Source organism: Micromonospora sp. NPDC001898 (assembly GCF_042891255.1).
Taxonomy (GTDB): domain Bacteria; phylum Actinomycetota; class Actinomycetes; order Mycobacteriales; family Micromonosporaceae; genus Micromonospora.
Genome location: NZ_JBIATC010000003.1, coordinates 49,428 through 62,456, shown reverse-complemented (window position 1 = coordinate 62,456; position 13,029 = coordinate 49,428). Strand labels below are relative to the sequence as shown.

Here is a 13,029-nt window from a genome sequence, read left to right as displayed (position 1 = left end):
GACCGCCCGTCGATCGGGCTCAGCGGTAGTCGTCCTCGTCGGGCGCGACGACCCGGGCCTGCTCGATGGCGTCCCAGTCGTCGACCTCCAGGCCCCGGCTCGGCTCCTGCTCGCCGTCGGCCGGGTCGGTCGAGGTGGCCTGCTCCACGGCGTCGGCCGGGGACGCCTCCGGGTCCCGCTCCTCCGGAGCGAGGTGGTCGCTCGGAGTGAAGTCCTCGTCGGGCTGACCCATCGTCCCTCCCTGATTCCGGTGGAAAGCTACCCACACCGTACGGGCTGACCCGGGTGCGCGCTCGGAGCCGAGGAGAAAGCCGAGTCGCCGGAATCGGTCCTCCGGGCCCGGCCGGCGGTGCCAGGATGGTGTCGTGGGCTTCCTGATCCGGCTGGTGATCACGGCGATCGCGTTGTGGATCGCCACCCTGGTCGTGCCCGGCGTCGAAGTGGGCGGCCGGCACGGCGGCAACACGGCGCTCACCCTCGTGGTGGTGGCGCTGATCTTCGGCGTGGTCAACGCCGTGCTGAAGCCGGTGATCAAGGTGGTGGGCTGCGTCTTCTACCTGCTGACCCTGGGGCTGTTCGCGCTGGTGGTCAACGCGCTGCTGTTCCTGCTGACCGACTGGATCGCCCGCCAGCTGGACCTGCCGTTCCGGGTGGACGGCTTCTGGGCCGCCTTCTGGGGGGCCATCGTGATGGCCGTGGTGAGCTGGCTGATCAGCGTCGCCGTGCCGGACCGGTGGGAGGGTCGGTGAGTGCCGCAGGGGGGTGCCCGGTGTCCCGGTCACCGGCCCACACCTCGGGCGGGTCAAGGGTCGGTTACGCCCGTGGTCACCCTCTACGGGATACTTCCGGCGGAGGACAGCGCGGTCCGGCGCACCCACGGAAGACAGCGGCCAGTACAGGCCGACAGCGGTAAGTAAGGAGCGTTCGATATGCCCATCGCTTCCCCCGAGGCCTACGCGGAGATGCTGGACCGTGCCAAGGCGGGCCGGTACGCGTACCCCGCGATCAACGTGACCTCCTCCCAGACGCTGAACGCGGCCCTGAAGGGCTTCGCCGACGCGGAGAGCGACGGCATCATCCAGGTCTCCACCGGCGGCGCGGAGTACCTGTCCGGCCCGTCCGTGAAGGACATGGTCACCGGTGCCGTGGCGTTCGCCGCGTACGCCCACGAGGTCGCCAAGAAGTACCCGGTCAACATCGCCCTGCACACCGACCACTGCCCGAAGGACAAGCTGGACAAGTTCGTCCGGCCCCTGATGCAGATCTCCAAGGAGCGGGTCGCCGCCGGCCAGGAGCCGCTGTTCCAGTCGCACATGTGGGACGGCTCGGCCGTGCCGGTGGCGGAGAACCTGCAGATCGCGTCCGAGCTGCTGGACCGGGCCGCCGAGGCCAAGATCGTCCTGGAGATCGAGGTCGGCGTCGTCGGTGGCGAGGAGGACGGTGTCGAGAACGCCATCAACGACAAGCTCTACACCACCGTCGAGGACGGCCTGGCCATGGTCGAGGCCCTCGGCCTGGGCGAGAAGGGCCGCTACATGGCGGCGCTGACCTTCGGCAACGTGCACGGCGTCTACAAGCCGGGCAACGTCAAGCTCCGCCCGGAGATCCTCAACCAGATCCAGGAGGCGGTCGGCGCCAAGTACGGCAAGGACAAGCCGCTCAGCCTGGTCTTCCACGGCGGCTCCGGCTCGCTGCTGGAGGAGATCCGCGAGGCGCTGGACTACGGCGTGGTGAAGATGAACATCGACACCGACACCCAGTACGCCTTCACCCGGCCCGTCGCCGACCACATGCTCCGCAACTACGACGGCGTGCTGAAGATCGACGGCGAGGTCGGCAACAAGAAGCTGTACGACCCGCGGGCCTGGGGCAAGCTCGCCGAGGCCGGGCTCTCCACCCGCGTCGTCGAGGCCTGCGAGCACCTGCGCTCCACCGGCACCAGGATGAAGTAACACCACCCGTACGACACGGCGGCCGGCACCCGGGAGGGGCCGGCCGTCGTCGTCACGGGGTTCAGCCGGCGGTCAGCACCCGGACCGCCTCCCGCACGTCGTCGGTGAGGTGCACGGTGCCGGAGAGGTCACCGAACGGCGATGCGGTCAGCAGCGGGCGCAGCAGCGCCTCGACCGGCAGCTCCGTCGTCCAGTAGTTCCGGTCCAGGAAGACGTACGCGCCGCTGGAGCCGTCCGTGCCGTAGTACGTCTTCGTCGCCGCCTGGAACACCTCCTGCACCGTGCCGGCCCGGCCGGGCGCGAAGACGATCCCGCCCCGGGCCAGCCGCAGGATGGTGTCCTCCCGGATGGCGTTGGAGAAGTACTTGGCGATCCGCCCGGCGAACAGGTTCGCCGGCTCGTGCCCGTACAGCCAGGTGGGGATGGCGAGCCCGCCGGCGCGCGCCCAGTCCAGGTCGGTGCCGCGCTGCCGCGGCACGGCCGGTGGTGCCCCGTACCGGGCCCGGACCTCCAGCGCGGCGGCGGTGTAGCGCTCGTGGTCGGTGAAGTCCGGCGCGGTCGTCAGCAGGTCGATCGCCGCGGTCAGCTCCTCGGCCGGCCGGCTCGACAGGTAGGCGCCCAGGTTGGCCGCCTCCATCACGCCGGGGCCGCCGCCGGTCACCACCAGCCGGTCGGCCCGGGCCAGCTCCCAGCCCAGCACCGCCGCCATCCGGTACGGCACGCTGCCCCGCCGGACGGCGTGCCCACCCATCACACCGACCACCGACTGCGGGCCGTGCGTGGCGAGCCAGGCGCGGGTGGCGTCGACCAGCGCGTTGTCCACGCCGTGATCGTGCAGCCGCTGGCCGAGCGCCTCCTTGACCTCGGGCAGCGCGCCGCCGTGCGCCCGGAAGTGCTCGTACACCCGGGTGTCGTACATGTTCGCGAAGCCGCCTTCGGCGAAGCCGGCGGCCAGTTCGTCGGGGGTGTAGAGGTGCGACGGCTGGGTCGGGTACGGCAGCCCGGAGAAGGGCGGCACCACGTTCGCACCGCGCCGGACCAGGTCGGCGCCCACCTCGCGGGAGGCGAAGCGGCAGCCGACGAAGAGGGTGCCGGTCACCTCCGTCCCGGTGAGGTCGGGGACCGGGTCGAGGTCCAGACGTAGGCCCTGGACGGTCAGCCCGGCCAGGGTGCCGGTGGTCAACCGCTGTTCGAAGATGCTGCGGGTCTCGATCTCGGTGGCGCTGGTGTCGTGCGGGGAGATGACATCCGCTGGAGGTGGGGTCGGCACCAGCCCATCCTGCCCACCCGGGGCAACCCGCCAAACCCGCCGCCGGGACGCACCGCTGACCCGCCCGACCCGCCGGTCCGGCGGTTCGCCGGGCTCCGGACGACAGGAGCCCGGTGGCGAGGCCACCGGGCTCCTGCGTGACCGGTTCCTGGGGAGGCTCCGGACCAATAGTTGTAGTGGAGAACATCTCCCGGCGGCATGGGCCGCAGGTCCCCAGGCGTGGGGCCGCAGGCGTGACCAATGCCTCAACCGTTCAGCCAGCCCGGTCTGCCGACCCGCTCGCGCGGCGTAGAGCGAAGCGGGTTGAATGGGACGATGCAGAACCTGTTGCCTGAGCCGCCGGCCACCCTCCTGCCGGTCCACGACGAGGCCGACGCCACGCTCGCCGCCGCCACCGAGGCCGGCACCGACGAGGCGTACGCCGAAGTCGCGGCCCGTTTCCCGACCTACAGCGCCGGCTGGGCGGCGCTAGCGGGCCGCGCCCTGGCCGCCGGCCAGGTCGTCTCGGCGTACGCGTACGCCCGGACCGGGTACCACCGGGGCCTGGACCAACTGCGCCGCAGCGGCTGGAAGGGGCACGGCCCGGTGCCCTGGTCGCACGCGCCGAACCAGGGCTTCCTGCGCTGCCTGTACGTGCTCTCCCGGGCCGCCGGCGAGATCGGCGAGGCCGACGAGGCGGCCCGCTGCGCCCAGTTCCTGCGCGACTGCGATCCCGCCGCCGGGGACGCCCTGGCCGGCGCCTGATCCCTGCGAGCCGGTGCGACGGCCGGTCCGGCACCTGCCGGACCGGCCGTCGCGCTGCTCAGAGCCCTTCGGCGACCGATGCGGCGATCTTCAGCCAGGCGTCCCGGGTTGCCGAGGAGAGCCCTCCGTACCGGATCGGCTCGCCGGTGTCGATCAACCGCTCGTACGGGGCCAGCAGCACCGCCCGGGTCCGGGCCGCGAAGTGTTCCTGGATGGCCGGCAGGTCGATCTCCTTGCGTGACGGCGGCATGGACACCACCGTCACCGCCTGCCGGACCAGTCGCTGCCGGCCGCTCTGCTCCAGGTGGTCGAGCATCCGGGCGGCGGTCTCCGCCGAGTCGTTGCGCGCCGACATGGTCACCACGAGCTGGTCGGTGGCGTCCATTGCGGCCTGCCAGTTCTGCGCCCGGACGTTGTTGCCGGTGTCCACGAAGATCAGCTTGTAGAACCGGCTGACCACCTCCCGGATCTCGGCGAACGCCGACGCGGTGAGCATCTCCCCACCGGTGGCCGACTCGTCCGAGGCGAGCACGTCGAACATCCCCTCGCCCTGCGAGCGGACGTACTGCGACAGGTCGCCGACCCGCCCGTGGGCACCCTGGAACTGGCCCAGGTCGCGCAGCATGTCGCGCACCGTGCGGGAGTGGAAGTCCTGCTGGGCGCGCATCCCGAGGGTGCCCTGGGTCTCGTTGTTGTCCCAGGCCAACACGTACCCGCCGCGCTTCTGCCCGAACGTCATGGCGAGCAGCAGGATCGCCACGGTCTTGCCCGCGCCGCCCTTCGGGTTGACCACGGTCACCTGGCGCAGCCCGCCGAAGTTGCGGCGAACCATCTCGATGTCGTGGCGCAACTCCTGCTCGTGCCGCCCCGGCGGGAGCTTGATCAGCCCCGTCTTGTTCACCACGGCCCGTACGCCCATCGTGGCCACCGGGTCGGCCGGGCGGACCTGCCGGCGGCGGGTGAAGTCCTCGGCGGTCGGCGCGGTCCCGTGGTCGGGCGTCCAGCCCACGTCCGGGTATCCGGGCGGCACCCGGGTCACCCCGTCCGCCTCCTGGTAGGGCGGGTGCGTCACCGGGGCCGCCGGCTGCTGGCCGTGCTGCGGCCAGCCCGGGGGATACCAGCTCGGCTGCCCCGCGACGCGGGGCCCCGGGGCGGGCTGCTGTTCCGGCCCCCACCCCGCCGGTGGGCCCGTCACGGCCGCCGGTCCCCCGGCCGCGTTCGGGTCGGCCGCCGGGGTGGGGGCCGCGTACGGGTCGAGCGCCGGGGGGCCGGCCGCGTACGGGTCGGCCGGGGTGCCGCCGGTGGCGGGCGGATAGGGGGTCGGGGGCAGCGGCCCGGGCGGGTTCATCACCGGCGGGAACGGCCCCGGCGGGTGCGCTGCGCTTCCCGCCGGACCGGGGGCCGCACGCCAACTGACATGCGGCTCCGGCCCCTCCGGCTCCGTCCCGCTCAGCTCCGTCCCGCCGGGCCGTCCGCCCGGCCAGCCGTCCGGAGCCGTCCTGTCCGCAGTCGTCCCGTCCGGAGCTGTCCCGTCCGGAGCTGTCCCGTCCGGAGCTGTCCCGTCCGGACCCGGGCTTTCTTGTCCCGGTCCGCTCGGGCCGGGGCGCCTCGGTGGCAGGGCCCACGGGGACTCGGCCGTTCCCCGCGCTCCGCCGTTCGAGCTCGGCACCGATCCGTCGGCCGTTCCGTTCCGCCCGTCGCCGCTTCCGGCAGCCCCGCTCGCGGCCGATCCACCGCTCGCGCCCGGGTCGGGTGCTCCACCGCTCGGGCCCGGGTCGGGCACTGCTCCACCGCTCGTGCCCGGATCGGGCACCGCCGTCGGGCCGGTCACCTCGGGGAAGGCCGGGCCGACCGTCGCGGGCATCGGGGGCACGGGCGTCGGCGGCGTCGACGGGTCGGCCGGGCCCACCGGCGGACGGGCCGGGGTCGGGGCCGGGTGCGCGGTGGCCGCCTGGTCCAGGGTGAAGGGCAGGTGGAGATCCACCGGCCCGGGCACCGGCTGCCCGGCCCGGGGGGCCGGCACACCGCCTACGGAGGGCGGTGCCCACGCGGTCTCTGACGGCACCGGCGCCCACCCGTCCGGTCCGTTCGCTGACCACTCGTCGGGCCCCGATGCGCTCTGCCCGTACCCGTGCCCGTGGCCCTGGCCGTGGCCACCCCCGGCCTGCCCGCCCTGCGGTCCGACCACGGGGTACCCGCCCTGCGGCCCGGCGGTCGCCGGGTACCCGCCCTGCGGCCCGGCGGTCGCCGGGTACCCGCCCTGCGTTCCGGCCTCGGGATACCCGGCCTGTGGCGCGACGGCGGGCGGGTACGCGTCCTGCTGCCCCGTCCCGGGCCGCGCGGCCGGCGAGGCAGCCAACGACGGGTACGCGCTCTGCGCGTCAGACCCCGGCCCGGGGACCGGTGGAAGGGGTGTCGGCTGCTGGGGTGTACTCACGGCCCACGTCGGGCCGGAGTCGGCCGGCCCGGGATCGGTTGGGTCCGGCGGCCAGAGCGGTTCGATGTCCCGCTCCGGAGCTGGCTGCTGGCCGGGTACGTGGACCCGGTCGGCGTTGTCGTCCACGACGGTTCCTCCCCATTCCTCCTGCCGAGGATAGGCCCCGGGACCGAGCCGTCGGCCATCGACGCGGATCTCCACCGGTCCGCGCCCCGGAGGCACTCCCCCCGGACACCCCAGCGTGCCGGTGAATCGTCCGGCATGGTGGCCGTACCCGGCATGGTGGCCGTACCCGGTGCGGGCGCCGCCGGAACGCCGCACCGGCTCTTCAGGCCGTCCAGACCGCCCAGGCGCCCGGCTCGGTCCACCACGACCGCTTCCGGCTCAGTTCTCCCTCGACCCCGTCGTCGAGGTAGGGCACCCGCTCGTCGCGTGGGATGACGGCCACCGCGCGCCCTCGCGCCCGGCGTACCTCGAACCGCATCCGCTTCCTGCCCAACGTCGAGCGGGTCACCACGGGAACGGCCACCGCCACCTCGACCACGCCGTCCGTCGGGTCCCCGGCGGTGAGCAGGGGAAGGCCGTCGAGCTGGGCGTATCCGCCCGCGTTGCCGATGGCGCAGGCCAGGAGGGGGTCGTCGCCCGCCGAGAGCACGACGTCGTCGACCTCGATCCGGCCCCGCCAGTGCAGCGGCCGGCCGGCCTCGTCGGCGGCGCCGAGCAGCGCCCCGTCCAGCGTCACCGAGCCGCCGTCGTTTCGCAGCAGGTCGAGCCGGCGGGGGGTGCCGTCCAGGATCGCGGCGGCCACGGCCACCGGGTCGCGCGGCAGCCCGAGCTGCGCCGCCAGGTCACGCTGCCCGCCGCCCCTGGCCGGGTCGAGCGGGAGTACGCCCACCGGCGGCAGGTCCGGCACCGTACGGTTCCCGGGCAGGTCGGCGGGGCGGCGGCTGGGCGGTGGGGCGTACCGCCGGACGAGCCGGCGCACGACGGCCCGCAACTGGCTGTCGCTCGCCGTGGCGACGACCAGCCGGGTCTTCGAGTCGGGATCCGGCCAGGTGAGCCCGTCGGGGCGGGGTGGGCCGTCGAGCCGCGCCAGCACCTCGTCGATCTCCGCGTCCGAGCATGCGGTGACTGTCTCCACCCGGGCACCCCGGGCGGTCAGCGCGTCCGCGCAGGCCAGCACCGGTACGCGGGGGGTTTCGCACCGTTCCCCGGCCCGCTCGGGGGCGTCCCCGGTGGTGTCACCGCAGCAGGCCCCGCCGCCGCCGCAGCCCCCGCCGGGAGCGTCCCGCTCCGAGCCGAGGGTGAGCAGCACCACGTCGTACACGAAAGATTCTCCTGACTCTCGACGAACCCCTGCCGGACCCGACGTGACCTCTTGTTAGCCTGACACCCCGGGCTCGCCGACCGGTCGCCACCTGGCACCCGAGCCTTCTGGAGGCGGAAAAGATGCCAGCGATCGTGCTCCTCGGTGCTCAATGGGGCGATGAGGGCAAGGGCAAGGTTACCGACCTGCTGGGTGAGCGGGTCGACTACGTAGTGCGCTACTCCGGCGGCAACAACGCCGGCCATACGGTGATCACCCCTGACGGGCAGAAGTACGCGCTGCACCTGATGCCGTCCGGCGCGCTCTCACCGAGCGCGATGATCATCATCGGCAACGGTGTGGTGGTCGACCCGAAGGTGTTGCTGACCGAGATCGACGGCCTCGCCGAGCGCGGGGTGGACGTGTCCCGGCTTCGGATCTCCGGCGACGCGCACCTGATCATGCCGCACCACCGGGCCTTGGACCTGGTGGTGGAGCGCTACCTCGGCAGCTCCCGGATCGGCACCACCGGCCGGGGCATCGGCCCGGCGTACGGGGACAAGGTCGCCCGGATGGGTATCCGGCTTCAGGACCTGCTCGACCCGGGCATCCTGCGCAAGAAGCTGGAACTCGCACTGCGCGAGAAGAACCAGATCCTGTTCAAGGTGTACAACCGCAAGGCGATCGACGTCGAGGCGACCGTCGAGGAGTACCTGGAGTACGCCGAGCGGCTCAAGCCGTACATCGCCGAGACCCGGGTGATGCTCTGGGACGCCCTCGACCGGGGCGAGACGGTCCTGCTGGAGGGCGCCCAGGCCACCATGCTCGACATGGACCACGGCACGTATCCCTTCGTGACCTCGTCGAACCCGACGGCGGGCGGGGCGTGCGTGGGCGCCGGCATCCCGCCGACCGCGATCAACAAGGTCATCGCGGTGAGCAAGGCGTACACCACCCGGGTGGGTTCCGGCCCGTTCCCGACCGAGCTGTTCGACGACAACGGTCAGCACCTGCGCAAGGTCGGCCACGAGTACGGCACGACCACCGGCCGGGAGCGCCGCTGCGGCTGGTTCGACGCCGTCGTTGCCCGATACGCCTGCCGCCTCAACGGCGTCACCGACCTGGTGATCACCAAGCTGGACGTGCTCACCGGCCTGCCGAAGGTCCCGCTCTGCGTCGGGTACGAGATCAACGGCGAGCGCTTCGACGACATGCCGATGACGCAGACCGAGTTCCACCACGCCACGCCGATCTACGAGGAGCACGACGGCTGGTGGGAGGACATCACCAAGGCGAGGACCGAGGCCGACCTCCCGGAGAACGCGAGACGCTACATCGCCCGCATCGAGGAGATCTGCGGCACCCGAGTCAGCGTCGTAGGCGTAGGCCCCGGCCGCGAGGAAAACGTAACCCGCCACCCCCTCCTCCCCTAACCCCCACCCGCCCCCTCCCCACCCCCCAACCACCCCCGTTGATCATGAAGTTATTGCCCGACATCTCGGCGTGTCGCGGCAATAACTTCATGATCAACGCAGGCGGGTGGCGGGGTTTTCCACAGCGGGGTGGGTGGTTTTCCACAGGGGGTTTCGGGGTCCGGGGCGGGGCGGGAATCTGGTTTCGTGGATGCGGTGGGGGTGGTGCGGCGGGTTGCCGCTGCGCAGGACGGCGTCGTGACGTTGGCGCAGGCGCGTGCCGCCGGTCTCACCGTGCACGAGGTGCAACGGTTGTGCCGCTCGGGGCGGTGGCGGGCGATCGCGCGAGGCGGTTACCTCGTGGACGCCGACCTGTACGACGGCGTCCCCCGGGCGGCCCGGATCAGGGCGGCGGTGGCGTCCTTCGGCCCAGGCGCAGCCGCCGTCCTCGGGACCGCCGCCGAGCTGCACCGGATCGCGGGGCTGCCCCGGTCCGACGCGATACACCTGTCCGTGCCCGGGGCGGTCGCCAGGCCGGCCCGCGCCGCGCATCCCGAGGTGGTCGTCCACCAGTTGGTGATCGCGCCGGGTCAGCTCGGCTCGGTCGGGGGGATCGCGGCGACCGGGCCCCTGCGTACCGTCTCCGACCTCATCCTCCGTGAGGACCGCTACGCCGCCGTGTCCCTGCTCGACTCCGCGCTGAACCGAGGACTCCTCGGGCCCGAGGAGTTGCGCCTGATCCCGCCCATGATCCGGGGGAGGCGGGGAGCGGTCTCGGCCCGACTCCACCTCACCGAGGCGGACGGTCGGGCGCAGTCGCCGCTGGAGACCCGGACGAGGCTGCGCTGCGTCGACGGCGGGGTGCCGCCCGAGGTGCTCCAGTTGGAGGTGCGTGACGCCGACGGTTACCTGCTCGGGATCGGTGACCTCGGCTGGCGTGCCGGGCGTCTGATCGCCGAGGCCGACGGGCGGGAGCCGCACAGCGGTCCTCAGGCGGTCTACGCCGACCGTCGACGCCAGAACCGACTGATCAACGCGGGCTGGCGGGTCCTGCGTTTCACCTGGTCGGACACCCTGCGTCCCGACTACATCCCCTGGGCCGTCCGCCAGGCGCTCAGGGGCGCCCCCCTCCGGTGATCATGAAGTTGTCGCCCGCGACACGCCGGGCGGCCGACAACAACTTCATGATCAACGGGAGGGGGAGAGGGGGTGGGTAGGATTCCGGGTCGTGCGGGTACTTCTTTTGGGTGGTGGGGGGCGGGAGCATGCGCTCGCGGTCGGACTTTGCGCGGATCCGTCCGTCGAAGGGCTGATCGCCGCGCCCGGTAATCCCGGGATCGCCGGGGTGGCCGGGGTTGCCGAGCTGCGGGCGGTGGATGTCGCCGATCCCGCCGCAGTCGCCGCGCTGGCCGTGGAGACCGGCGTCGACCTGGTGGTGATCGGGCCCGAGGCACCGCTGGTGGCCGGGGTTGCCGACGCCGTGCGTGCCAAGGGCATCGCCGCGTTCGGGCCGTCCGCCGAGGCCGCCCGGCTGGAGGGCTCGAAGACGTTCGCCAAGGACGTGATGACCGCCGCAGGCGTGCCGACCGCCCGGGCGTACACCTGCGCGGACGAGGCGTCCACCGCCGCCGCGCTGGACGAGTTCGGCCCGCCGTACGTGGTGAAGAACGACAGGCTGGCCGCAGGCAAGGGGGTCGTCGTCACCGACGACCGGGCCGCCGCGCTGGCGCACGCCGCCGAGTGCGGCCGGGTCGTCGTCGAGGAGTACCTGGCCGGCCCCGAGGTCTCCCTCTTCGTGGTCACCGACGGCGAGGCGGCGGTGCCGCTGTTGCCGGCGCAGGACTTCAAGCGGGTCGGCGACGGCGACGCCGGCCCGAACACCGGCGGCATGGGGGCGTACGCACCGCTGCCCTGGACGCCGTCCGGCCTGGTCGACGAGGTGATGGCCGACGTCGTCCACCCCACCCTGGCCGAGATGCGCCGCCGGGGCACCCCGTTCGCCGGGCTGCTCTACGTGGGCCTGGCGATGACCGCCGCCGGCCCTCGGGTGATCGAGTTCAACGCCCGTTTCGGTGACCCGGAGACCCAGGTCGTCCTCGCTCTGCTGGAGACACCACTCGGCGGCCTGCTGCACGCCGCCGCCACCGGCACCCTGGCCGACCATCCGCCGCTGCGCTGGCGCGACGGCGCAGCGGTGACCGTGGTGGTGGCCGCCGACAACTACCCGGGCACCCCGCGCACCGGCGACGTGATCACCGGCGCCGACCGTCCGGGCATGATCCACGCGGGCACCGCCCGTCGGCCCGCCGACGGCGCGTTGCTCTCCGCGGGCGGCCGGGTCCTCTGCGGTACGGCCACCGGCCCCACCCTCGCCGCCGCGCGGGACGCCGCGTACGCGCTGGTCGGCGGCATCGGGCTGGCCGGCTCGCACCACCGCACCGACATCGCCGCCGCGGCGGTCGACGGTCGGATCACAATTCCCCGCTGACCGGGCAACCCCCGCCCTTCTCACCTCCGTTTGACGGGTGAGGTGAGGGGGTGGCGGATTGCCTGCCGACATCGAGGGCTACCGCGAGTACGTCGCTTCGAGGCTGGAGCCGTTGCGCCGCACGGCGTACCTGCTCTGCGGCGACTGGCACACGGCGGACGACCTGGTGTCGATGGCGCTGGTCCGGCTGTTGCGACACTGGCGACGGGTCTCCGCGATGGACAACCCGGACGCGTACGTCCGGCGTGTCCTGCTGCGGGTCTGGCTGGACGAACGGCGTCGGCCGTGGCGGCGGGAGGCCGCCTGGGCGGACGTGCCGGACGGCGCGGCGCGGTCGGCGACCGACGGGGCCGCCGACCGGCTGACCGTCCTCGCCCTGCTGGCCGAGCTGCCGGCCCGCCGGCGGGCCGTCCTGGTGCTGCGCTATTTCTGCGACCTCTCGGTCGAGGAGACGGCCCGGGAACTGGGCTGCACCACCGGAACTGTGAAGAGTCAGGCCGCGCGGGCCATCGAGGCGCTGCGGGGCCGCCTCGTCGGCGTGCCGGCCACCCACGAGGGGGTACGCGCCGATGGATGAGATCACGGCCCAACTGCACGCCGCCGTGGCTGACGCGCCAGCGACCCGGATCGACGTGGAGCACCTGATCAGCGCCGAGCGGCGGCATCGCCGGCACCGCTCGTGGGCGTGGAGCGGCATCGGCGTCGCGGCTGCCGTCGCCGCGGTGGCGGTGGTACCGGCGCTGGCGGCCGGGGGCCCGCCCCGCGCGAGCACCCTGCCGGCGTTCGGCCTACCCACCGCGTCCCCTTCGGCCCCCGAGCTACTGTGCGCCGGGGTGACCCCGAAGGCCAGCGGGCCCCTGCCGCCCCTGCAGTCGCACGACACGGTCCGTGCCCGGCCGACGGAGGCACCCGGGGACGGGGTCGCCCGACTGACCGGGGCGCTCAGGGACGCGCTGCCGGCCCTGCTGCCCTCCGGGGTGCGGATCGCCCCGGCGCTGAAGGGCTGCTCCGAGCCGCAGTTCACGTACCACCCCAGCTACCGGCAGTACACGGTGGACGGGACGGTCCGGCGGGGCAAGGAGCACGGCTTGTTCCTGCTCCAGGTGAGTCCGACGGCCACGGAGTCGGCCGTGCCGGACTGCCGGCGCGCGTTCGCTCGGGGCAACTGCGAGGTCATCGACTACCCGGACGGTTCGGCCGCCGTGGTCAGCAGCATGGTCGAGGGGCCGGGTCAGCGGCAGCTGTGGGTGATGCTGCTGCGGCCGGACGGCACCTCGGTGCTCGCCGTCACCAACAACTTCCGGAATGAAGTGGTCGGCAAACAGATGCAGAGCTCGAAGACCGCCGACGAGCTCCTGCTCACCGTGGAACAGCTCGCCGCGATCGCCCGGGCACCCGGCCTGACCGTGTACCCGTGAAC

Annotated in this window: 12 protein-coding genes; 8 read left to right on the top strand and 4 right to left on the bottom strand. The window is 73.3% G+C overall.

All coding sequences use genetic code 11. From position 1 onward, the window contains the following. Positions 1-19: 19 nt before the first annotated feature. Entirely contained in the window at positions 20-232 is a 213-nt protein-coding gene (locus tag ACFYZF_RS08280; protein ID WP_350880496.1) for a hypothetical protein, read from the bottom strand. A 133-nt stretch (positions 233-365) separates the two neighbouring features. On the opposite strand from ACFYZF_RS08280, the gene ACFYZF_RS08275 reads away from it, so the two are divergent. After that, the gene (locus tag ACFYZF_RS08275; protein WP_350880498.1) at positions 366-749 is read left to right on the top strand and encodes a phage holin family protein; all 384 of its coding nucleotides are present in this window, start codon (positions 366-368) and stop codon (positions 747-749) included. 180 nt (positions 750-929) lie between these two features. Further along, positions 930-1,952, top strand: coding sequence for a class II fructose-bisphosphate aldolase (gene fbaA / locus ACFYZF_RS08270; RefSeq protein ID WP_387017229.1), 1,023 nt, complete (start codon positions 930-932; stop codon positions 1,950-1,952). A gap of 61 nt (positions 1,953-2,013) precedes the next feature. On the opposite strand, the gene ACFYZF_RS08265 is transcribed toward fbaA, so the two are convergent. Next, positions 2,014-3,222, bottom strand: a complete 1,209-nt coding sequence (locus ACFYZF_RS08265) for an LOG family protein (RefSeq protein WP_387017227.1) — start codon at positions 3,220-3,222, stop codon at positions 2,014-2,016. 315 nt (positions 3,223-3,537) lie between these two features. Here ACFYZF_RS08265 and ACFYZF_RS08260 point away from each other — a divergent pair, with 315 nt between their 5' ends. After that, a complete protein-coding gene (locus ACFYZF_RS08260; protein ID WP_387017225.1) occupies positions 3,538-3,966 on the top strand; it encodes a DUF3151 domain-containing protein in 429 nt (142 codons plus the stop codon). 58 nt (positions 3,967-4,024) lie between these two features. Here ACFYZF_RS08260 and ACFYZF_RS08255 read toward each other — a convergent pair whose 3' ends face one another. Beyond that, a complete protein-coding gene (locus tag ACFYZF_RS08255) occupies positions 4,025-5,830 on the bottom strand; it encodes a chromosome partitioning protein (protein ID WP_387018351.1) in 1,806 nt (601 codons plus the stop codon). Between the two features lie 901 nt (positions 5,831-6,731). Then, positions 6,732-7,730: a hypothetical protein gene (locus ACFYZF_RS08250; protein WP_387017223.1), complete on the bottom strand. Its 999-nt coding sequence runs from the start codon at positions 7,728-7,730 to the stop codon at positions 6,732-6,734. A 122-nt stretch (positions 7,731-7,852) separates the two neighbouring features. On the opposite strand from ACFYZF_RS08250, the gene ACFYZF_RS08245 reads away from it, so the two are divergent. From ACFYZF_RS08245 to ACFYZF_RS08225, 5 genes are all read left to right on the top strand, one after another. After that, entirely contained in the window at positions 7,853-9,142 is a 1,290-nt protein-coding gene (locus tag ACFYZF_RS08245; protein ID WP_387017222.1) for an adenylosuccinate synthase, read from the top strand. A gap of 129 nt (positions 9,143-9,271) precedes the next feature. Beyond that, positions 9,272-10,258 (top strand): type IV toxin-antitoxin system AbiEi family antitoxin domain-containing protein, encoded by a 987-nt coding sequence (locus ACFYZF_RS08240; RefSeq protein ID WP_387017220.1) that lies wholly within the window; start codon positions 9,272-9,274, stop codon positions 10,256-10,258. A gap of 91 nt (positions 10,259-10,349) precedes the next feature. Next, positions 10,350-11,609 carry a phosphoribosylamine--glycine ligase gene (gene purD / locus ACFYZF_RS08235; protein ID WP_387017218.1) on the top strand — a complete coding sequence of 420 codons (1,260 nt, stop codon included), beginning with the start codon at positions 10,350-10,352 and terminating at the stop codon, positions 11,607-11,609. 58 nt (positions 11,610-11,667) lie between these two features. Further along, positions 11,668-12,186, top strand: coding sequence for a SigE family RNA polymerase sigma factor (locus ACFYZF_RS08230; RefSeq protein ID WP_387017216.1), 519 nt, complete (start codon positions 11,668-11,670; stop codon positions 12,184-12,186). Beyond that, a complete protein-coding gene (locus ACFYZF_RS08225; protein WP_387017214.1) occupies positions 12,179-13,027 on the top strand; it encodes a hypothetical protein in 849 nt (282 codons plus the stop codon). Before ACFYZF_RS08230 ends, ACFYZF_RS08225 begins: the two co-directional genes overlap by 8 nt. The last annotated feature ends 2 nt before the right edge of the window (positions 13,028-13,029 follow it).